This is a genomic window from Allobosea sp. LC85 (assembly GCF_000735605.1).
In the GTDB taxonomy this organism is placed as follows: Bacteria; Pseudomonadota; Alphaproteobacteria; order Rhizobiales; family Beijerinckiaceae; genus Allobosea.
The window spans coordinates 201,483-223,264 of sequence record NZ_JPKG01000028.1 but is presented as its reverse complement, the minus strand read 5'-3'; the positions used below and the strand labels follow the sequence as shown (position 1 = coordinate 223,264).

Genomic DNA, 21,782 nt, shown 5'->3' with positions numbered 1-21,782 from the left:
TGAGGCTTTGGGCCGGAGCATCGCCATCACGCAGTACACGTTTCCGACCGCGCGAGGTTTCATCTGCCCGGCTACGTCACCTGCTGCAATCAGAGTCCGTATCAGGCCGGCAGCCTGGCGAGGTCCGGCTTGTTCGTCTGCACTCCGGGCCAGCCAAGATTCGGCGCGATCAGATGAATGAAATCGTCGATGATCTGCTCGTAGTTCTCCGCTTTGAAATTGTAGGGAAGTTCGAGCCGCAGCTCGCCGACTTCGCGCAGCACAGGGTCCTGCCACAGCTCAGTCAGGATCTGCTCCGACGTGCCGACGAGATCCGGGGCGAACAGGGCCCGCTGTTCGCCCTGCGGTTTCAGCGTGCGCTCATGCCGGCTCTCGGCGTAATCGCGATAGCGAGTGCGGGTTCTTGCATCGGCCCCATCGAGCGGGACGATGACACGGCCGACCGCAATGCGTGGCTGATGCGGAGCCTGCCAGCTGCTGCGATAGAGAGCGAGCTGACGCAGTTGCGCCTCGAAGAAATTGTCGGTCTCCTCGCCGATATTGATGTTGCCGACGAGAAGATTGAAGCCGTTCTCCCCGGCCCAGCGCGCGGAGCGCAGCGAACCTCCGCCATACCAGAGCCGCTCGCGCAGCCCCGGTGCGTGCGGTTGGATACGCGGCCGCAACCGTCCCGCCGCCGATGTGATGAAGGTCTCGTCATTGCCGAGATAGGCTCCGTCTAGATTGGCTGCGAGGCGGGCAACGCGCTGATGCGAGTAATCAGCGTCTGTCCGGTCTCCGTCGAGGAAGCGCTGACCCAGCAGCTCGGCGTGCAGCGGCGGTCCGGCACTGAGGCCGACATTGAGGCGCCCGCGCGAGAGCACGTCGACGAGGGACAGGTCCTCGGCCAGGCGGAAGGGGTTCTCGTAGCCGATCTGGATAACGGCAGAGCCGATCTCGATGCGTCGGGTCCGCTGGCTTGCGGCTGCCAGAAAGACGCTGGCCGAGGAGACGCGGGTTCGAGATGACGCTGGCGCACCCAGGCGCTGTCGAAGCCGAGCCGTTCGCCGAATTCGAAGAGCTGGAGGGTGTCCTCCAATCCAACCAAGGGAGCGTCGTCGCGGTAATTCCCAGGCGTCAGGAAGCCAATCCGGCTGATGGAGAGGGGAGTGGCGGGCATGATGGACTCGCAAGGCACTATTGAGGACGGAGGCTTCAGGATTTGGGCAAGCCTGGTGGATTGGTCTCGGAGCGTTCCAGAGCCTCCTCCTCCAGCCCCCAGCGCGCGAGCGCCTGACGGTATTTGTCGGTGGCGATCAGGCCATTGGTGGCGGCAGTCAGCGCGTCGACGAGACCGCTGCCCTTGCGTGTCGTAATCGCGACATCCGATTTGAGGGGCCAGCCGGCGCTGAGAGTGCCGGCTCGCCGGATGTTGCGGTCGCGTGCGGCAATGAAGACCAGTTGCGCATGCGGCTGGACAATGACGTCGGCGCGGCCGGCGAGCAGCGCGATCAGTTTGGTTGGCTCGTCGTCGTAATAGTGCAGGTCGAGTGGCCTCAGCCCGGCGGCGACATTCAGCTTGCTCCATGCGAGCAGGATGCGCTCCTGGTTGGTGCCGGCGCCGACGATGATGCGCAGGCCCGCCGCGTCCTTGGGTTCCTTGATGGAGGTCACTGGGCTATCGGCCTTCACGTAGAAGCCGTGGAGACCTTGCCGGTAGGTCGAGAAGTCGAATTTCTCCTTGCGCTGCTCGGTGACGCCGACATTCGAGATCACCGCATCGTATTTGCCGGAGGCCAACCCGAGCGGCCAGTCGGCCCAGGCGATCGGCAGAAGATTGAGCTTCAGGCCGAGGCTGTCGGCGATGAGCTGGGCGAAGTCGGGGTCGGCGCCGACCACGGTCCTCGCATCGGTCGCATAGGTGGCGAGCGGCGGACCGCTCGGGCTTATCGCGACGGTGAGCGAGCCTGGCTCGACGAAGGCAAAGCCCTTGGGGATAGCCCTGATTGCCTCGGCATTTCGCTCGGTGCGAACCCGGCCGGGCTGCTCCGGGCCGAGATCGAAGGACTGCGCCAACGCGGCAGCAGAGGCCCAGCAGGAGGTCGCTGCCCCAAGCAGCAGCGAGAGAATGGCCCGTCGTCCGATCATGATCGTCTTTCCAGTTCCAGAATTGGCCGCTTCGATGCAGGACATCAGCGCCGCCGCCTTGGAGCGCGGCGGCGCAAGGGCGTCAGCTCTTGGGCAAGCCAGGCGGGTTGGTGGTGGATTTCTCGATCGCCTCGGGGCCGAGATTCCAGCGGGTCAGCGCCTTGCCGTAATTGCCGTTGGCGATCTGGGTGTTGAGGGCCTGGGTGATCGCTTCCGCCAGCCCGTTGCCCTTGCGGGTCGTCACCGCGATCTCGGCCAGCAGCGGCCAGCCGCCGCTGAAATTGCCGGCGAGCCTGGTCTTGCCTTCGCGGGCGGCCTTGAAGCTGAGCAGGGCGTTGGGGCCGAGATAGGCGTCGGCTCGGCCGGTCTCGAGCGCGAGATAGAGCACGACGTCATCGTCGTAATACTGCACCTCGACCGGCTTCAGTCCCTGTTTGACGTTCTGCTCGTTCCAACGGAGCAGGATCTGCTCCTGGTTGGTGCCTGAGCCGACGATGACCTTGAGCCCGGCCACGTCCTTCGGCTCCTTGATGGTGATCGGGTTGCTGGCCTTGACGTAGAAGCCGAGCAGATCCTTGCGATAGGTCGAGAAGTCGAACTTCTCCTTGCGCTGCTCGGTCACGGTCACATTGCTGATCGCGGCGTCGTATTTGCCGGAGGCGACGCCAAGCGGCCAGTCGGCCCAGGCGACGCTGACGATCTCGAGCTTCCGGCCAAGACTGTCGGCGACGAGCTGGGCGATGTCGGGCTCGGAGCCGACCAGCGTCCTGGTGTCGGTGCCATAGGCGCCGAAGGGCAAGCGCTGCGAGGCAATCGCGACCGTGAAGACGCCATCCCTCGCGAATTTGGCGTCCTTGCCGATCAGCTTGAGCACCTCCTCATTCTTCCCCGTACGGGGGCGGCCGGGCTGTTCCGGGCTGAGATCGAAGACCTGCTGGGCAAGGGCCGGGGTGGTGAGGAAGGCGGCTGCGGCGGCGAGTGCGCCGAAGCCGAGCGAAAGGGATCTGGTCCTTGCGGCCATGCTGAAAACTCCATGCGAGGGATCGGGACAGGCTCGGATCATCCGGGGAAGCGCAGGTCCCGCTGCGCTCTCCGATTCTGGCCAGGCGTCAACAGGCCTTAGAGAACCTTGGCGAGGAATTCGCGGGTGCGCGGGTGGTCGGGAGCGCCAAAGACCTTCTCGGGCGATCCGGTTTCGAGAATGCGGCCCTGCTCCATGAAAACGACCCGGTCGGCGACCTCTCGGGCGAAACCGATCTCATGCGTGACCACGATCAGCGTCGTCCCGGAGCTGGCCAGTTCCTTGATGACGTCGAGCACCTCGCCGACCAGCTCGGGATCGAGCGCCGAGGTCGGCTCGTCGAAGAGCAGGACCTTCGGCCGGAGCGCGAGGGCGCGGGCAATCGCAACGCGCTGCTGCTGGCCGCCGGAAAGCTGGCGCGGATAGGCTTCCGCCTTCTCGGAGAGGCCGACCCGAGCAAGCAGTTCGCGCGCCTGGGCGATAGCCTCGTCGCGCCCGATGTTCCGGACCGAGATCGGTGCCTCGATGACGTTCTCGAGAGCGGTCAGATGCGGGAACAGGTTGAAGTTCTGGAACACCATGCCGACATCGACGCGGCGCTTCAGGATATCCTTCTCCTTGAGCTCATAGAGCGTGTGGCCATCCTGACGGTAGCCGATCAACTCGCCGTCGATCGAGACGAAGCCGTCATCGACGCGCTCGAGATGATTGATGGCGCGTAGCAGGGTCGACTTACCCGAGCCCGACTGACCGAGGATGACGGTAACGCTGCCGCGCGGGATGGTCAGACTGACATCGTCCAGCACCTTGAGCGGACCGAAACTCTTGCTGACGGCCTGGATGCGAACCTCGCCGCCGCTGCGGGCCAATGAGGCCCAGCTCACCGGCGTGCCCGCTTCCCGCACAAAGAGCGGGGCTGATGTGGTGGTCGGCGCCTGCGCCACGGCCGGGGCTACCGAGCGACGCAGCTTTGCCAAGGCATTGCCGATCAGGGACGGTGGCGGATTGCGCAGCGCGCCCTTCGAGTAATAGCGCTCGATATGATGCTGGATGAAGGACAGGACGCTGAGGATGACCAGATACCAGACGGTCGCGACCATCAGCAGCGGGATCACCTCCAGATTGCGGCGATAGATGATCTGGATCGTGTAGAACAGCTCCGGCAGCGCCAGGATGTAGACCATCGAGGTGCCCTTGGCCAAACCGATGATCTCGTTGAAGCCGGTCGGCAGGATGGTGCGCATCGCCTGTGGCAGGATGATCCGCGACGCCTGGCGCGAGCGCGGCAGGCCGAGTGCGGCTGCCGCTTCCAGCTGCCCCTGATCGACGGAAAGGATGCCGCCGCGAATGATCTCGGAGCAGAAGGCTGCCTGATTGAGCGCCAGCCCGAGCACGGCTGCCGCGAATGGCGTGAGCAACTGCGTGGTCTGGTAGCTGAAGAAGGAAATCTCGGTGAAGGGCACGCCGAGGGTGATCGTCTCGTAGAGATAGCCCAGATTGTTCAGGACCAGCAGCAGCACGATCAGCGGGATCGAACGGAACAGCCAGACATAACCCCAGGAGAGCGAACCCAGCAGGGGCGAGCCGGAGACCCGCGCCAGCGCCAGCGCCGTACCGAGCAGGAAGCCGAAGGTGGCGCCGAGCAAGGTCAGCAGCAGGGTGCGTCCGAGGCCGGCCAGGACCGGCTCGGCAAAGAACCATTCGGCGAAGACGTCCCATCCCCAGCGCGGGTTCGAGAGGACCGAGTTGAGGATCGCGAAGATCACGATCACCGAGAACACGGTCCCGACCGTCCGCGCCGGGTACTTAGCCGGCACGACACGGAAATGCGCGTAGTCGCTCTTTCGCGCAGGTTGCGGTGGAGACGCATCGAGCGCGCGAAAATCGGTTGTCAGGGTCATGGCAGGTCTCGTCTGGAGGCTGGGGGCGGTCTGACCCGCTGTCTGTCGGCTCGAAAGAGGCTCAGGCCGTACCGGCGGCACCCGGCCGCTCGCTGGCCGGCGCATGCGGCAGATGCCCCGCCAGCCGGCCGAGTTCCTTTTCGAAGGGGAGCTTCCGGTGGGTTTCTGGATCAACCGTGACGTCGAAGAGGGGGCGGTAGCCGGACTGCAGATAGAGTTCCTTGGCCTCGGGCTGCCGGAAGCCGGTCGTCAGATAGATCCTGCTGTAGCCCTGGCGCTGCGCCTGCGCCTCAAGCTCCTCGATCACCTTGCGGGCCAGCCCCTGACGACGGAAATCGGCATGGGTCCAGATCCGTTTCAGCTCGGCGGTGTGCTGGTCGTAGCGCTTGAAGGCGCCGCCGCCGATGGTGCGCCCGTCGCGGACAAGCAGTACGAAGTTTCCGTCCGCCGGCGCGAACAGCTCGGCCGGATAGCGGCTCATCTCGGCGCCGGGCGGCTCGCCGAATGTGCTGCCATAGCGGGTCGCGTATTCCCAGGTCAGTGCTTCGATCAGGGGCTGCGAGCGCGCGTCGAGCGGCGTGGTGTAAATGAAGCTATCGGCCATGATGGGCTGCCTTTCCGGCGGTTTCAGGAGAGGTAGGCCTGCGCGAGCGCGGCCCAGTAGGTCGCCGCGGGGGCCAGGACGGCGTCGTCGAAATCGTAGTGAGGGTTGTGCAGTGGGGCGCTGTCGCCGTTGCCGACGAAGAGGTAGCTGCCGGGGCGAGCCTCCGAGATGAAGGCGAAATCCTCGCTGGCGGTGCGGGGCCTGAAATTCCGCTCGATCCGCTCTTCGCCAAAGGTCGCCACCGCAACCTCCCGTGCGAAGACGGTTTCTGCCTCGTGGTTGACGAGAGCGGGGAAGCCGAGCCGGTAGCGGACCTCTGCCTGTGCGCCAAAGCTCTCTGCCTGTGCACGCGCCAGCGCCGGAATGCGCTGCTGCAACTGCGCGCGGACCGCGCTGCTGAAGGAGCGGATCGTCAGCCTGAGCTCGACGCTGTCGGGGATGACGTTCGAAGCGGTGCCGCCATGGATCGAGCCGACGGTGACGACGGCAGCCTCCAGCGGGTCGATGTTGCGGGAGACCACGCTCTGCAGCGCCGTGATCACCGAGGCGGCGGCAACGACCGGGTCGACCGTCTCATGGGGAGCCGCTCCGTGCCCACCCTTGCCGAGTACGGTGATCTGCGCCTGATCGACCGAGGCCATCGCCGGACCGGCGATGAAGCCGAATTGTCCGGCGGGCACGCCCGGCCAGTTGTGCAGGCCGAAGACGGCGTCGCTGGGGAAGCGCTCGAACAGCCCCTCGTCGATCAACTTGCGGGCGCCGGCGCCGATCTCCTCGGCCGGCTGGAAGATCAGGTTCAGCGTGCCGGAGAAGCGCCCGCTTTCGGCGAGATAGCGCGCTGCCGCCAGCAGGATCGCGGTATGCCCGTCATGGCCGCAGGCATGCATCGCGCCGGTATGGATGCTGGCATGGGCCAGGCCTGTTGCTTCCTGGATCGGCAGGGCGTCCATATCGGCGCGGATGCCGAGCCGGCGTTCGCCGTTGCCGTGCCGGAGCGTCGCCACGACGCCGGTGCCGGCGAGACCGGTCGTGACCTCGTATCCCCATCCGGCGAGATGTTCGGCGACGAGCGCGCTGGTCCGCTTCTCCGCGAAAGCGAGCTCGGGATGGCGGTGAAGATCGCGGCGCAATGCGATGAACGCGTCGGCAAAGGCTGCGATGCCTCGTGCCGCGTCTTCGCGCTCTGGCTGGCCGAGGCTTGGTGTGTGGAAGGTCATGTCTTTGCCCAGCTCAACCGGCTGACCGCGTCAGTGCGGCCTGCTGTTGCGTGCCTCCGCCGGCATGGCGGCTTTCCCGGCGCGGCAGGCCGAGATGGTCGCGCAGCGTCGCGCCGGGCAAGCTGCGGTCATAGACCCCGCGTTCCTCGAGCACCGGGATGACGAGCCGGGTGAAATCGTCGAAACCCTCGGCGATCACCGGGAAGCCCAGGATGAAGCCATCCGCCGCCTGCTGTTCGACACGGTGAATGATCCGCTCAGCGACGGCCTCGGCCGTGCCGATGAAATCGGTCCGCGGTGTGGTGGCTTCGAGAGCGACCTCGCGCAGGCTCAGGCCCTTCAGGACCGCATTGCGCTTGATGCGGTCCGTGGTCGAGCGGAAGCTGTTCTTGCCGATCTCGCCCAGCTCGGGAAACGGCTGATCGAGCGAGTAGGCGCTGAAATCGTGATGGTCGAAGAAGCGACCGAGATAGAGCAGGGCCTCGTTGATCGAGACGAGATCGCGGATGGCGCGGTATTTCTCCTCGGCTTCCCGCTCGCTCGCTCCCACGATCGGGCCGATGCCCGGAAAGACCTTGATGTCGCTGGCGCTGCGGCCATGGGCGACGGCGCTGTTCTTGATGCTGCGATAGAAGCTCTGCGCCTCCTCGATCGCGACATTGTTGCTGAAGACGGCGTCGGCATGCTTGCCGGCGAGCCCGATCCCGGCGTCCGAGGCGCCCGCCTGGAAGACGACCGGCTGCCCTTGCGCCGAGCGGGAAATGTTCAGCGGGCCCTCGACCTGGAAGAAACGGCCCTTGTGCCCAAGCGTGTGCAACCTGGCCTTGTCGAAGAAGACGCCGCTCTCGCGGTCCCGCGGGAAGGCATCGTCGTCCCAGGAATCCCAGAGCCCCTTGATGACGTCGAGATATTCGGTGGCGATCTCGTAGCGCAGCGCATGCTCAGGATGCGGCCGGCTATAGTTGCGGCCCGAGCCTTCGAGCGGAGAGGTCACCGCATTCCAGCCGGCGCGCCCGCCCGAGATCAGGTCGAGCGAGCCGAATTGGCGCGCGATGGTGAACGGGTCGCTGTAGGAGGTCGAGACGGTGCCGACGAGGCCGAGCTTGCTGGTCGAAGCGGCCAGCGCCGACAGGATCGTCAGCGGCTCGAAGCGGTTCAGGAAATGCGGGATCGACTTGTCGTTGATGTAGAGCCCGTCGGCGACGAAGGCGAAGGCGATGCCGGCTGCCTCCGCCTTGCGGGCGGTGCGGACGAAGAAGTCGAAATTGACGCTGGCATCGGCGGGGCTGCTGGGATGGCGCCAGGAATTCATATGGCTGCCCGGGCCCTGCAGCATGATGCCGAACGTGATGGGTTTCTTGCTCATGGAACGTGCTCCGATGGAGAGAGTGATCAGGCCGCGGCAGCCAGAACCTCGTCGGCGAGTAGCGCGATCGACGCGAGCCGCTGCTGCCGGGCGGCTGCCGGCGTATCGAGGATGAATTCGCTGATGCCGAAGCGCCGGTGCAGCGCATCGAGTTCGCGCCGGACCCGGGCCGGCGTGCCGGCGACGATGCTCGGTCGACGCAGCTCGGTGCGGTAGGAGCCCACGCCCGCTTGCCGGGCATATTCCGCGGCCTGCTCCTCGCTGCCGACATTGAGAGCCTGGCCGTCGTCGAGATGGAGGCGCACGATCTGCAGCCCGTCCGCGATCCGTTCCGCCTCCTCGTTGCTCTCGGCCGCCAGCGCGGTCACGGCGAGGAGCGGCGTGCCGGGGCCGCCTGCCTTGGTGAAAGCCTCGATGCTCGCCTCGATCGCCGCGTGATCGCCATTGAGTTGGCCGGCAAAGACGAACTGCCAGCCCTGTTCGGCGGCAAGTCGCGCGCTCTCCGGGCTGCCGCCGAGCAGGAAGCACTCCGGGGCCTCGGGCGGCAGCGGCGTTGCAAGCGGCCTCTCGAGGGCCTGGCCTGGGTCCGTTCCGTGATCGAGATAGGCGCCGAGTTGGCGCAGCTGCGCGCTGAAGTCGCGTCGGACCGCGGGATCATGTCCCCATTGCAGCGCGCGCGTCGCCAGCGGCAGTCCCCCCGGTGCCTTGCCGATGCCGAGATCGACCCGGCCCGGTGCGAGCGCGGCGAGGACGTGGAAGTTCTCCGCCACCTTGTAGGGGCTGTAATGCTGGAGCAGGACGCCGCCCGAACCGACCCGGATGCGCGAGGTGCTGGCCAGGATATAGGCCGCCAGCACTTCAGGCGATGCGCTGGCGACGCCCGCCATACCATGATGCTCGGCGACCCAGAAACGGTGATAACCCCAGCGCTCCGCATTTTGTGCAAGCGCGACGGAGCGGGCGAGGGCAATGCTGCCGGTCTCGTCGTCGAAGACGGGGCTCTTTTCGAGCAGGCTGAGGCGAAAGGTCATCGGAGCGGCTTTCGTGAATGTGCGGGTAGGGGGCTGGACGGTTTCAGAGGGCTCGCAACCCGAGCGCTGCCGCAGCCTCTTCCGCCATCCAGCCGAGGCGCTCGTAGTCGCCGCGCCAGTAGACGAGGGCTGCTTCGTCGGCGCCGAATCTGACGGCCCGCACGCGGCCGATGACGATGCTGTGGGAATGGCGCTCGATCAGTTCCTCGACCTCGCAGTCGAGGGAGGCGAGCGCGCCGACCAGGAGTGGGGCGCCGGTTGCGGCGGTGGTCCATTCGGCTTGCCGGAAGCGCTCGGCGCCCTTCTCGCCGTTTCGTCCGGCGAAGCGATCCGCGATCTGCTTCTGCGCCGCGTTCAGGAAGTTGATGCCGAAATTTCGGTGCCGCTGCAGAGCGGCGTAGCTCGACGATGTGCGGTTGAGCCCGAAGATGACGGTCGGAGGCTCGGCCGAGAGCGAGGCGACCGAGGTGGCCGTGAGACCGGTTCGGTCCTCGCCTGCACCGGTCGTGACGACGCTGACCCCGCCGGCGAGATGACGGAACGCGGCACGGAATGCGGCTGCCTCGTCGCGAACGGGGGGCGAAGCTGTCGGCAAGCGCGTGACGATGCTCATGGGGTTTCCTTCAAGCCATGCGGGCGGGTTTGGGCGGAGCGTTCTGGCGACGGCTGCTGAGCAAGCCATGCGTTCGCCGGCCGAGCCGGCCAGGGGCCGGACCGAGACGAGGGGCGGGGACGTTGCTGTCGGGCTGAGAGCGGTGCCTGATCCGCACAGGGGGCGTTGACGGCTCCGCCGTGGCCGAGTTGCGCGGCGTTACCCACGCGGGATCAGAGGGGGCGCGGCGGGTGCCTGTTCAGGCCCGGCGGGCGGGGGCGTTCAACATCGATGCGCGCAATCAGGCGCACTCGCGTGAAGATGAAGATCCATTCTCTTCGATGTTGCTTCAGTCATGAACGTGTCTCCAGCGATCGGGAGCCCACGAATGCATTCGTGGTGCTTTTAGCTTTGGTGACGCGGTGCAAGCTGCTCCAGCAAATCCCGCGATCGACGCCGTAAAACACGTCATCGATACTATGATCATTCTGCATCGCGCTGCTTCGGTCAATGAAACGTCTTTTCAAAGATCACAGCTGAACCGGGATAAACGCCTCTGGACCGCGAAGTGCCCGATAGGCTTTCCCTCATCTCCCTGAAGCAGACGGCCCCGGTCGTTCGGCCTTCGTCGGCGCGGGATGCCCGCGGTGCGCTTTCATCCAACAGTCATCCCGACGTCATCCAGGCGACCTAGGCAGGCGGCCTCACAGCTGGATTGCCGAGAATGAAACGCCAGAATGTTCTCCTGATCGTCGTCGACCAATGGCGCGCCGATTTCATACCCCATCTGATGCGGGCCGAGGGGCGCGATCCCTTCCTGAAGACGCCGAATCTCGACCGGCTTTGCGCGGAGGGCGTCACCTTCCGCAACCATGTCACGGCCTGCGTGCCCTGCGGTCCAGCCCGCGCTAGCCTGCTCACCGGCCTCTACCTGATGAACCATCGCGCCGTGCAGAACACGGTGCCGCTCGACCAGCGCCACTTCAATCTCGGCAAGGCGCTGCGCGCCATCGGCTATGATCCCGCGCTGATCGGCTACACCACGACGACGCCTGACCCGCGTGCGACCTCGAAGAACGATCCGCGCTTCCTGGTGCTCGGCGACCTGATGGACGGTTTCCGTTCGGTCGGCGCCTTCGAGCCCAACATGGACGGCTATTTCGGCTGGGTGGCGCAGAACGGCTTCGAGTTGCCGGAAAAGCGCGAGGATATCTGGTTGCCGGAGGGCGAGGACTCGGTGCCGGGTGCGACCGACAAGCCGTCGCGCATCCCCAAGGAGTTCTCTGACTCGACCTTCTTCACGGAGCGTGCGCTGACCTATCTCAAGGGCCGCGCCGGCAGGTCGTTCTTCCTGCATCTTGGCTATTACAGGCCGCATCCGCCCTTCGTTGCGCCGGCGCCCTATCATGCGATGTACCGCCCCGAGGATATGCCCGGGCTGGTGCGGGCGGAATCGCCGGAGGCCGAGGCGGCGCAGCACCCGCTGACCCAGTTCTACATCGACTCGATCAAGCGCGGCTCCTTCTTCCACGGCGCGGAAGGCTCGGGCGCGACCTTGGACGAGGCCGAAATCCGCCAGATGCGGGCGACCTATTGCGGCCTGATCACCGAGATCGACGACTGCCTCGGCAGGGTCTTCGCCCATCTCGACGAGACTGGGCAGTGGGACGACACGCTGATCGTCTTCACCAGCGATCATGGCGAGCAACTCGGCGACCACCACCTGCTCGGCAAGATCGGCTTCAACGACGAGAGCTTCCGCATTCCGTTGGTGGTGAAGGACCCGCGAGGAGCGGACGAGCGTCGCGGTGCGATCGAGACCTCCTTCACCGAGAGTGTCGACGTGATGCCGACCATTCTCGACTGGCTCGGTGGCGAGGCGCCGCGCGCCTGCGACGGGCGCTCGGTCATGCCGTTCCTCAGCGAGGGCAGGCCGGCGGATTGGCGCAGCGAGCTGCACTATGAATACGATTTCCGCGACGTGCACTACTCGCAGCCTGAGCAGGTGCTGGGCCTCCACATGGATCAGTCCAGCCTCTGCGTGATCCAGGACGAACACTACAAATACGTCCATTTCGCTGCGCTGCCGCCGCTCTTCTTCGACCTCGCCAAGGATCCGCACCAGTTCGTCAACCTGGCCGAGGACCCGGCCTATGCCGCCCTGGTGCGTGACTATGCCCAGAAGGCGCTGTCCTGGCGGCTGATCCATGCCGACCGGACCTTGACCCATTTCCGCTCCGGCCCGCGCGGGCTCGAGGAGCGTGATCCCAACGCCACCCCTTCAGGAGATGAACAATGGTCGGTTCCTTCACGCGTCGCAGCGCAATAGCGCTGGGCGGCTCCGCCCTCATTCTGCCGCGCTTCGCGATCGCCCAGGCCTATAACCGGCCCTCGATCACCATCGCGGTGCAGAAGATCGCCAATTCCAACACGCTCGACGTGCTGCGCGAGCAGTCCAATGTCGGCGAGCGCGTCTTCTTCTCGTCGATCTGGGAGGGGCTGATCGGCCGCAATTGGCTCGGCAATCTCGAGACCGTTCCCGGTCTCGCCACCGAGTGGAAGCGCATCGACGACAAGACTGTCGAGCTCAAGCTGCGCCGGGGCGTGAAGTTCCACAATGGCGACGAGCTGACGGCGGAGGATGTCGCGTTCTCCTTCAGCAGGCAGCGCATGTTCGGCGACACGCAGCCGTCGCAAGGCAAGACGATCTCCGTCGACTTCGTCGTCGGCGGGGGCCGCGCCAACAAGGAACTGCCGGCGGAAGTGCCGGCGGTGGCGCGCCGCTCCTGGCCGGCTCTGCTCGGCATCGAGATCGTCGACAAATACACGGTGCGCTTCGTCAACGGCACGCCCGACGTGACGATGGAGGGCCGTATCTCGCGCTATGGCAGCGAGATCATGAACCGCCGCGCCTTCGAGGAGGCGAAGACCTATAGCGATTGGGCGACCAGGCCGGTCACGACCGGCCCCTATCGGATCGCCGAATATCGCCCGGACGTCTCGCTGCTGCTCGAGGCCCATGACGAGTACTGGGGCGGCCGCCCGCCGCTGAAATCCATCCGTTTTGTCGAGGTGCCGGAGACGGCATCCCGCATCAACGGCCTGCTCTCCGGCCAGTACCAGTTCGCCTGCGATATCCCGCCGGACCAGATCCCCCAGATCGAGAAGAACCCTGCCTTCGAGGTGCAGGGCGGTACCATCCTCAATCACCGCCTGACGGTGTTCGACAAGAGCCATGCGCAGCTGCAGAATCCGCTGGTTCGCCGCGCCATGACGCATTCGATCGACCGGCAGGCGATCGTCGACTCGCTCTGGGCCGGCCGTACCGTCGTGCCGAAGGGGCTGCAATGGCCTTATTACGGCGACATGTTCCACGCTGGTTGGGCGGTGCCGGCCTTCGATCTGAAGCTGGCGCGCGAACTGGTCAAGCAGTCCGGCTACAAGGGCGATCCGATCCCTTATCGGCTGCTCAACAACTACTACACCAACCAGACTGCCACGGCGCAGGTCTTGGTCGAGATGTGGAAGGAGGCGGGACTCAACGTCGAAATCCAGGTCAAGGAGAACTGGCAGCAGATTCTCGAGCGCACGCCGACCCGGGCGGTCCGCGACTGGTCGAATTCGGCGCCCTTCAACGATCCCGTCTCCTCGATCGTCGCCCAGCACGGTCCCAACGGCCAGCAGCAGCAGGCCGGCGAATGGCGCAATGACGAGATGAACACGCTCTCGATCGAACTCGAAACCTCGACCGACCGCGCCCGCCGCAAGGCCGCGTTCCGCCGCATGCTGGAAATCGCCGAGCGCGAAGACCCCGCCTATACGGTGCTGCACCAGAACGCGACCTTCACCGCCAAGCCCAAGGCGCTCGCCTGGAAGGCCTCGCCGGCCTTCGCCATGGATTTCCGTGCCGAGAACTGGGGCGGCCGGAGCTGAAGGCAGTTCGATCGCGGCGCGCCCCGAAAGGGCGCGCCGTTTTCTGTTTCCGATGACTTCTGGAGGGTTCCTTGACCCATCTGACACGCCGCCATGCGCTTGGCCTCGGCGCAGCCTCGACCGGTGCCCTGATCCTGCCGCGCTTCGCGATCGCCCAGGCCGATAACCGGCCCTCGATCACCATCGCCGTGCAGAAGATCGCGAATTCCAACACGTTGGAAACGCTGCGCGAGCAGTCCAATGTCGGTACCCGCACCTTCTACAGCTATGCCGAGAGCCTGATCGATACCGACTGGGCCGGCGACCTGTCGCTTCGGCCGGGCCTCGCCACGGCCTGGCGCCGCATCGACGACCGCACCGTCGAGCTGACACTGCGCCAAGGCGTCAAGTTCCATAACGGCGAGACCATGACGGCCGAGGACGTCGCCTTCTCCTTCGGCACCGAGCGAATGTGGGGTGGAGCGGGGCAGGCGGGCTCGGCCGGGCTGTTCGGTTCGGTGACCGCTGGCGCCGCCGGCAAGCAGCCGCCCGCCGAAGTGGTGGCCGTGGCGAGGCGGGCCTTCCCAAGCTTCGAGAAGATCGAGATCGTCGATCCGCAGACGGTTCGCTTCGTCAACAAGACGCCGGATGTGACGCTCGAAGGTCGCATCTCGCGCAATGTCGGCATCATCGTCTCGCGCAGGGCCTTCGCCGAGGCCGGGAGCTGGCTCGACTGGGCGCGCAAGCCCGTCGGTACGGGGCCTTATGGGATCGCCGAGTTCAAGCCTGACCAGTCACTGACGCTTGTCGCGCATGACGCGTACTGGGGTGGCCGGCCGCCGCTCAAGCAGATCCGGTTCGTCGAAGTGCCGGAGACGGCGTCCCGCATCAACGGCCTGCGTTCGGGCGAGTATGATTTTGCCTGCGATATCCCGCCTGACCAGATCAGCGAGATCGAGAAGAATCCGCGCCATGAGGTGCTGGGTGGCCTGATCGCCAATCACCGCCTGACGACCTTCGACAAGACCCATCCCCAGCTCGAAAATCCGCTGGTGCGCCGGGCCATGACCCATGCGATCGACCGCCAGACCATCGTCGATGCGCTCTGGGGCGGGCGCACCCGCGTGCCCAAGGGGCTGCAATGGGAGTTCTACGGCGACATGTTCATCGCCGATTGGGCGGTGCCGGCCTTCGATACCCGGCTCGCCCGCGAACTGGTGAAGCAGTCCGGCTACAAGGGCGACCCGATCCCTTACCGCCTGCTCAACAACTACTATACCGGCCAGGTTTCGACGGCGCAGGTGCTGATCGAGAGCTGGCGCGAGATCGGCCTCAACGTCGAGATCGAAAGCAAGGAGAACTTCCCGCAGGTTCTGGCAAAGGGGCCGACGCGGGCGGTGCGCGACTGGTCGAACAGCGCCTCCTTCAACGATCCTGTCGCCTCGATCACCGCTCAGCACGGCCCGACCGGCCAGCAATGGCAGATCGGCGAATGGCGCAACGACGAGATGGGCAAGCTTTCCGACGCGCTCGAAACCTCGACCGACCGCGCCCGGCGCAAGGCGATGTTCCGCCGCATCCTGGAAATCTGCGAGCGCGAGGACCCTGCCTATACCGTGCTGCACCAGACGGCGAATTTCACGGCCAAGCGCCGGGATATCCAGTGGAAGGCGGCGCAGGCCTTCGTCATGGATTTCCGTGCCCGCAACTGGGGCGGGATCCGCTCGTGAGCGCAATGTTGGACAGGTTCGGCAGCGTCGCTGACCCGCTGGTCGAGATCAACGGACTGACGGTTGCCTTCGACGGCGTGAAGGTGCTGCACGGCATCGATCTCTCGGTCGCACGCGGCGAGGCGGTCGGCCTGGTCGGCGAGTCCGGCTGCGGCAAGTCGGTGACCTGGCTTGCCGCCCTCGGCCTCCTGCCGAAGAAGGCGAGCGTCTCCGGCAATGTCAGGCTGGGGAGCACGGAACTGATCGACGCCGAACCGGATGTGCTGGACACGGTGCGCGGCGGCCGCATTGCGATGATCTTCCAGGATCCGGCGAGCGCGCTCAATCCCGTCCTTCGCCTTGGCAAGCAGGTGGGCGAGGCCCTGGCGCTGCATGGCGGCCTCTCCGGGGCGGCGATTAGGGCGGAAGCAAGACGCCTGTTCGATCTCGTCGGGATTCCAGACGCGGCGCGCCGCCTCGACGCCTTTCCGCATGAGCTCTCCGGCGGCCAGAACCAGCGCGTGATGATCGCGATGGCGCTCGCCGGCAAACCCGACCTGCTCGTGGCTGACGAACCGACCACCGCACTTGATGCCACCATCCAGGCGCAGATCCTCGAGCTGCTGACCAAGATTCGGCGCGAGACCGACATGGCGCTGGTGCTGATCAGCCATGATCTCGGCGTGATATCGCAGACCTGCGACCGGGTCTGCGTGATGTATGCCGGGCGGATCATCGAGACCGCCGAGGCTCAGTCGCTGTTCGACGAGCCGCTGCATCCCTACACGCAGGGCTTGATCGCCGCGCTGCCGCCGCTGGAAGGCGTGCGCCGCCGGCTCGACCCGATCGAAGGCAATGTGCCCGAACCCTGGAACCTGCCGCCCGGCTGCGCCTTCGCGCCACGCTGCCCACGGCGGGGCGAGGCCTGCGACGCAGGCGTGCCGCCCCTGGCCTGGAAGGCGCCGGGACGCTTCGCCGCCTGCATCAAGGCGCTTCAGGCCGAACCGGTGCGTCCGCGGGAGCCGGTCTACGCATGAGCGCTCCCCTGCTTCAGGCGCGCAACGTCGCGCGTTGCTACCATATGCGCAAAGGCCTGCTGGGCCGCTCTGTCGAGGTGCGCGCCGTCGACGGCGTCTCGCTGACGGTCGAACGTGGCCGGACGCTTGGCCTCGTCGGCGAATCCGGCTCCGGCAAATCCACCACGGGCCGGCTCGCGCTCGGGCTTGAGAAGCCCGATGCGGGGGATGTCCTGTTCAACGGCGCCCCCATGCCGGCCACGGACACCTTGGCCTGGCGCCAGATGCGCGCACGCATGCAGATGATCTACCAGGATCCGCTCGGCGCGCTCGATCGGCGCCTCCAGATCGTCGAACAGGTGCGCGAGCCCTTCGACGTTCATGACCTGGGCGAGCCGAAGGAGCGCGAGGCGCTGGCCTTCGCGTTGCTGCAGTCGGTTGGCCTGCGCGCCGACCAGGGCCGACGCTACCCGCATGAACTTTCCGGCGGACAGCGCCAGCGCGCGGTGATCGCCCGCGCACTCGCCACCAAGCCCGACCTCCTGGTCTGCGACGAGCCTGTCTCGGCGCTCGACGTCTCGATCCAGGCACAGGTGATCAATCTCCTGGTCGATATCCAGCAGGAGCTCGGCCTCGGCCTGCTCTTCATCAGCCACGATCTCAAGGTCGTCAGGCAGGTCAGCCATCGCGTTGCGGTGATGTATCTCGGCCGGATCGTCGAAGAGGGCGAGGCCGATCTGCTGCTCTCCAGTCCGGCACATCCCTATACCGAGGCTCTGGTCTCGGCCGCGCCGGTGCCCGGCCGCCGCACGCGCCCCCGGATCGTGCTGCAGGGCGACCCGCCGAACCCGGCGGCGCGCCCCTCCGGATGCGCCTTCCATCCACGCTGCCATGCCGCGCGCGAGCGCTGCAAGGTCGAGAGCCCGTTGCTGAAGCCGATGCCGGATGGCCGGCTTGCTGCCTGTCATGTCGCGCATGACCAGGCCAATTTCCTGAAGGCGGCGAGCTGATGCTGCGTTTCTTCTTTCTGCGTCTCGGGCGCGCGGCACTGACCGTTGCCCTCGTCGTCACCTTCGCCTTCGTGGTGCTCAGGCTTTCAGGCGATCCGGCGCTGATCATCATGAGCGTGGATGCTCCGCCTGAGGCCATCGCCGCCTTCCGCAAGGCCTGGGGCCTCGATGATCCGATCTGGCTGCAATATCTCCGCTATTTCTCGGCGATCGGGCAGGGTGAGCTTGGCCAGTCGATGCGCGATGGCCGGCCGGCTCTCGAACTCGTCGCCGAGCGCATTCCGGCCACGCTGGCGCTGACCCTGCCGGCGCTTGCACTCAAGCTCGGCATCGGCATCCCCGCCGGCATCTATGCCTCTCTGCATCGCGACAGCCTGATCGATCGCGTCGTCATGGTCACGGCGGTCGCCGGCTTCACCGTGCCGAGCTTCGTGCTCGGCCTGGTCTTGGTGCTGATCTTCTCGGTCCAGCTCGGCTGGCTGCCCTCCGGTGGCCAGGAAAGCTGGCGCCACGCCATCCTGCCGGTGCTGACGCTCGGCATCGGTGGCGCGGCAGTCCTTGCCCGCTTCACCCGCAGCGCCATGCTCGAGGTGCTCGGCCAATCCTATATCCGTACGGCCAGTGCCAAGGGTGTGCCGTGGCCCGCCGTGGTGCGCGGCCACGCGCTGCCCAACGCCGCGGTCCCGACCGTCACCATCGTCGGCTTCATGGTCGGCAGCCTGATTGCCGGCGCGGTGGTGGTCGAGAGCGTGTTTTCCTGGCCGGGCGTCGGGCGGCTGCTGGTGGTGTCGGTCGCGAACCGCGATCTTGCCGTGGTGCAGTGCATCCTCTTGCTGGTCGCGATCACCATGGTCAGCGCCAATCTGATCGTCGATCTGCTTTACGGCGTGCTCGATCCACGCCTGCGCAGCGGCGCCAAGGCGGGAGCGCATTGAGATGGCCGACATCGCAGCCGCCGGCGCCACCCCTACCTCCGTCGACAAGACTGCCCCGCAGCCGAAGAACCGCATCCCGCTGCTGGTCTGGTTCGGGCTGATCTGGATCGGCTTCATCCTGATCGTGGCGCTGACGGCGGACTGGATCACGCCCTATCGCTTCACGGCCTACGATCTGCGCAATCGGCTGGCGCTGCCCGGCCACGCGCTGCACTGGCTCGGCACGGACGAACTCGGCCGCGATGTGCTCTCGCGCCTGATCGTTTCGATCCGCATCTCGCTGCTGGTCGCCTTCGGTGCGACGGTGATCTCGGCGGTGTTCGGCACGCTGATGGGCTTTCTCGCCGCCCATTTCCGCGGCTGGGTCGAGCAGTTCGTGCTGATGCTGGCCGATTTCCAAGCGGCCATGCCCTTCCTGATCCTTGCGCTCTCGGTGCTTGCCTTCTTCGGCAATGCGCTGCCGCTCTTCATCGGGCTGATGGGGCTCTATGGCTGGGAGCGCTATGCCCGCATCTCGCGCGGGCTTGCGATCTCGGCAGGGGCGCAGGGTTATGCCGGGGCGGTGCGCCAAATCGGGGCAAGCCCGTCACGCGTCTACCTGCGTCATATCTTGCCGAACATCGCCTCGACGCTGATCGTTTCGATGACGCTGACCTTTCCCGAAGTCATCCTGCTCGAGAGCGGGCTCTCCTTCCTGGGGCTCGGCGTGCAGCCTCCGATGACGAGCCTCGGCAACATGGTCGGCTATGGTCGCGAATATCTGACCCGTGCCCCCTGGATCATGCTCGCGCCAGCCTGCACCATCGTGCTGACGACGCTGGCGGTGAGTCTCGTCGGCGACTGGCTGCGCGACCGGCTCGATCCGACCCTGCGCTGATCCTGGAGAGACAACATGCACCCCAATGGCGTCCGCGGTTTCGGCATCACGGCTCCACGCGCGAAGAGCGACCTCTCCGATTTCGCCGCGATCCTCGACAAGGTCGAGACGCTCGGCGTCGAGTCCACGGAATTGCCGATCTTCGACATGGACCTGATCATTGGCGGGCGCATCCGCCGTCCGCATCTCGATCTGCTCAAGCGGGCCTGTGCCGGGCGCAAGCTCGCTTATTCCGCGCATGGTCCGCTGGCGATCAATTTCTTCGATGATCCCGCCCGCCTGCCGCGCCATTTCGAGGTGCTCAGAGCCTCGCTGGAGGTCGCGGCCGAGGTCGGCGCCGTTCATTACGTCATGCATTCCGGCGTCATGCCGGCCCAGCCCGGCGAGGTGGTCGAGGCTGCCTATGATCGCCAGCGCGAGTGGCTGTCGAGGGCTGGAGACGTGGCGCGCCAGTTCGAGCTCCTTCTTTGCGTCGAGACGATGTTCGGCGGACATCATGGCAGAATGCACGCTTCGATGCCGTCGAGGCTCGCCGCGGAGCTCGCCGAGATCGGCCATTCGCATGTCTGGGCGACGCTCGACTTCAGCCATTCCTATTTGCGCACGAGCTATTTCGGCGGCGACTATCTCTCCGAGATCAGGGCGCTTGCGCCCCTCGCCAGGCATCTGCATGTGCACGACTCCTTCGGCCGGGCTGACGCGATCGAGACCTACAGCCTGAGCGAGAAGCTCGCCTTCGGGCATGGCGACCTGCATTTGCCGGTCGGCTGGGGCGATATTCCCTGGCAGGAACTCATGGAGGCCTGTGTCTTTCCGGACGGCGTCCTCTTCAACATCGAGCTCAATCCGCGCTTCTGGTACGCAGCCGAGGAGTGCGTGGCCGCAACCCGGGCGCTTGCGATGCAGGCGCTGACCAGCGGCTTGAGGAGGAGCGCATGAGCGATCCCGCCAAGGCCGCAGCCGCCCGCATCGTCATCTGCGTCTTCGATGGCCTACGCCCGGACTTCATCACGCCCGAGCTGATGCCGAACCTGGCGCGATTTGCAGGGCAGGGCACCTGGTTTCGCGAGGCGCGCAGCGTCTTCCCGTCAATGACGCGTGTGGCCACCACGTCGATCGCAACCGGTGCGCCGCCAAAGGTGCATGGGGTTGTCGGCAACGCCTTCCTGTTTCCCGAGGTGACGCGCGAGCACGCGCTCGACATGAGCCGCGCCGACGATATCGCGCTGGCGGAGGCTGTGACCGGAGGAGGTCTGGTCGAGGCCGAGAGCTTCGGCGATGTGCTGGCGAAGGCCGGCAAGCGGCTCGCCGTGGTCCATACCGGTTCGGCCGGCTCGGCCTACCTGATCAATCCGCGCGCGAGGGCCAACGGTCACTGGACCTTCTCGATCCTCGGGCGCGAGCACAGCCAGACGCCGGAGGCGGTGGACGAGGTCGTCGCGCGCTTCGGGGCGTTGCCGCCGCGCAGCCTGCCCCGCTTCGAGGAGATCGATTACGCCGAACGGGTGCTGCGCGAGCATGTGCTGGCCGAGATGAAACCCGACGTCGCGCTGATCTGGTTCAATGAGCCCGACACCTCCTTCCATTACCGCTTTCTCGGCTCGCCCGAGACGCTTGCGGTACTGAAACATGTCGATGCCGCCTTCGGCAGGCTGCTTGAATGGATCGAGGCGCAGCCCGATGCCGAGCGCTTTGCCGTCATCGCGGCCTCGGATCATGGTCAGATCTCGAGCAAGGGCGAGCTCGCCCTCTCCGAGTTGTTGAACGGGCAGGGCCATGCCGGTCGCCGTGCAGCCGAGCGCACGCTGGCCGGCGCCAGCTTTTCGATGACCGGCGGCAATATGGGGGAGATCCGGATCCTCGAGGGAGGAGCGACGCGGCGCGACGCGATTGCGGCCTGGCTCCGCGAACAGGACTTCCTGGGCATGCTCTTCTCGAAGGCCCGCAACGAGGTCGAGGGCGAGGTCGAGGGGAGTTTTGCGCTCTCGCTGGTCGATCTCGATCACGCTCGGCAGCCCGATCTCGTCTATGTCCTGCGTTCCGGCGACGAGCCGGACAGCTATGGCAATCCCGGGCTCGGGCTCCTGACCAAGGCCGATGTGCCGGTCGGCGGTGGCATGCATGGCGGGCTCAACCGGCACGAACTCAACACCGTCCTGGCCGTCCGCGGTGGCGGTTTCGAGAGCGGGGCGAAGGATGTCCGCGCTTGCGGCATCATCGATATCGGCCCGACCGTGCTTGGTCTGCTCGGCCTTTCACCGGCACAGACGATGCTGGGCCGGAATCTGGCGCAGCCGGTGACGGAGCAGCGGACCCGTTCGTTCGAGACCGGCACCGGCGGGTTCCGCCAGCGCCTCGAACGCGTCGATCGCGAAGGATCGCGCATCATCCTCTCGGGCACGCGAGGCTGACCTCAAGGCGGGGACACTTTCCGCCCCAGCCCGAAGCGCATCGATGCTGAGCA

Annotated in this window: 17 protein-coding genes and 1 pseudogene; 9 read left to right on the top strand and 9 right to left on the bottom strand. The window is 66.1% G+C overall.

The features are described 5' to 3' along the window. Window positions 1-101 precede the first annotated feature (101 nt). The 9 genes and pseudogenes from FG93_RS14635 to FG93_RS14590 all read right to left on the bottom strand — a co-directional run bounded on the left by FG93_RS14635 (window position 102) and on the right by FG93_RS14590 (window position 9,880). Window positions 102-1,159, bottom strand: a pseudogene (locus FG93_RS14635) (LLM class flavin-dependent oxidoreductase). Between the two features lie 35 nt (window positions 1,160-1,194). Beyond that, window positions 1,195-2,127, bottom strand: coding sequence for an ABC transporter substrate-binding protein (locus tag FG93_RS14630; RefSeq protein WP_043235639.1), 933 nt, complete (start codon window positions 2,125-2,127; stop codon window positions 1,195-1,197). 82 nt (window positions 2,128-2,209) lie between these two features. Further along, window positions 2,210-3,148 (bottom strand): ABC transporter substrate-binding protein, encoded by a 939-nt coding sequence (locus FG93_RS14625; protein ID WP_043235474.1) that lies wholly within the window; start codon window positions 3,146-3,148, stop codon window positions 2,210-2,212. 98 nt (window positions 3,149-3,246) lie between these two features. Next, a complete protein-coding gene (locus FG93_RS33850) occupies window positions 3,247-5,049 on the bottom strand; it encodes an amino acid ABC transporter permease/ATP-binding protein (RefSeq protein ID WP_081881550.1) in 1,803 nt (600 codons plus the stop codon). Window positions 5,050-5,110: 61 nt separating this feature from the next. Beyond that, window positions 5,111-5,653, bottom strand: coding sequence for a GNAT family N-acetyltransferase (locus tag FG93_RS14610; RefSeq protein WP_052513771.1), 543 nt, complete (start codon window positions 5,651-5,653; stop codon window positions 5,111-5,113). Between the two features lie 23 nt (window positions 5,654-5,676). Continuing rightward, a complete protein-coding gene (locus FG93_RS14605; protein WP_043235471.1) occupies window positions 5,677-6,870 on the bottom strand; it encodes a M20 aminoacylase family protein in 1,194 nt (397 codons plus the stop codon). 13 nt (window positions 6,871-6,883) lie between these two features. After that, window positions 6,884-8,236, bottom strand: coding sequence for an LLM class flavin-dependent oxidoreductase (locus FG93_RS14600; protein ID WP_043235468.1), 1,353 nt, complete (start codon window positions 8,234-8,236; stop codon window positions 6,884-6,886). A 26-nt stretch (window positions 8,237-8,262) separates the two neighbouring features. Continuing rightward, window positions 8,263-9,267 carry an LLM class flavin-dependent oxidoreductase gene (locus tag FG93_RS14595; RefSeq protein WP_043235466.1) on the bottom strand — a complete coding sequence of 335 codons (1,005 nt, stop codon included), beginning with the start codon at window positions 9,265-9,267 and terminating at the stop codon, window positions 8,263-8,265. Between the two features lie 43 nt (window positions 9,268-9,310). Further along, window positions 9,311-9,880, bottom strand: a complete 570-nt coding sequence (locus tag FG93_RS14590; protein ID WP_043235463.1) for a flavin reductase family protein — start codon at window positions 9,878-9,880, stop codon at window positions 9,311-9,313. 703 nt (window positions 9,881-10,583) lie between these two features. Here FG93_RS14590 and pehA point away from each other — a divergent pair. The 9 genes from pehA (at window position 10,584) to FG93_RS14545 (ending at window position 21,729) form a co-directional block, all read left to right on the top strand. Next, window positions 10,584-12,188 carry a phosphoric/sulfuric ester hydrolase PehA gene (pehA, locus tag FG93_RS14585; RefSeq protein WP_081881549.1) on the top strand — a complete coding sequence of 535 codons (1,605 nt, stop codon included), beginning with the start codon at window positions 10,584-10,586 and terminating at the stop codon, window positions 12,186-12,188. After that, complete coding sequence (locus FG93_RS14580) at window positions 12,155-13,792, top strand: ABC transporter substrate-binding protein (RefSeq protein WP_043235462.1); 1,638 nt, start codon at window positions 12,155-12,157, stop codon at window positions 13,790-13,792. Before pehA ends, FG93_RS14580 begins: the two co-directional genes overlap by 34 nt. Before the next feature lie 71 nt (window positions 13,793-13,863). Continuing rightward, on the top strand, window positions 13,864-15,501 hold the full coding sequence (locus tag FG93_RS14575; protein WP_043235461.1) for an ABC transporter substrate-binding protein: 1,638 nt from the start codon (window positions 13,864-13,866) through the stop codon (window positions 15,499-15,501). A gap of 5 nt (window positions 15,502-15,506) precedes the next feature. Further along, the gene (locus FG93_RS14570) at window positions 15,507-16,517 is read left to right on the top strand and encodes an ABC transporter ATP-binding protein (protein ID WP_043235458.1); all 1,011 of its coding nucleotides are present in this window, start codon (window positions 15,507-15,509) and stop codon (window positions 16,515-16,517) included. Then, window positions 16,514-17,506: an ABC transporter ATP-binding protein gene (locus FG93_RS14565; protein WP_043235456.1), complete on the top strand. Its 993-nt coding sequence runs from the start codon at window positions 16,514-16,516 to the stop codon at window positions 17,504-17,506. Before FG93_RS14570 ends, FG93_RS14565 begins: the two co-directional genes overlap by 4 nt. After that, window positions 17,506-18,441, top strand: coding sequence for an ABC transporter permease (locus tag FG93_RS14560; RefSeq protein ID WP_043235454.1), 936 nt, complete (start codon window positions 17,506-17,508; stop codon window positions 18,439-18,441). The genes FG93_RS14565 and FG93_RS14560 overlap by 1 nt, the downstream gene beginning before the upstream one ends. A gap of 1 nt (window position 18,442) precedes the next feature. After that, a complete protein-coding gene (locus tag FG93_RS14555) occupies window positions 18,443-19,318 on the top strand; it encodes an ABC transporter permease (protein ID WP_043235452.1) in 876 nt (291 codons plus the stop codon). A 15-nt stretch (window positions 19,319-19,333) separates the two neighbouring features. Continuing rightward, a complete protein-coding gene (locus FG93_RS14550; RefSeq protein ID WP_052513770.1) occupies window positions 19,334-20,257 on the top strand; it encodes a sugar phosphate isomerase/epimerase in 924 nt (307 codons plus the stop codon). Continuing rightward, window positions 20,254-21,729, top strand: a complete 1,476-nt coding sequence (locus FG93_RS14545; protein ID WP_052513769.1) for an alkaline phosphatase family protein — start codon at window positions 20,254-20,256, stop codon at window positions 21,727-21,729. Before FG93_RS14550 ends, FG93_RS14545 begins: the two co-directional genes overlap by 4 nt. The last annotated feature ends 53 nt before the right edge of the window (window positions 21,730-21,782 follow it).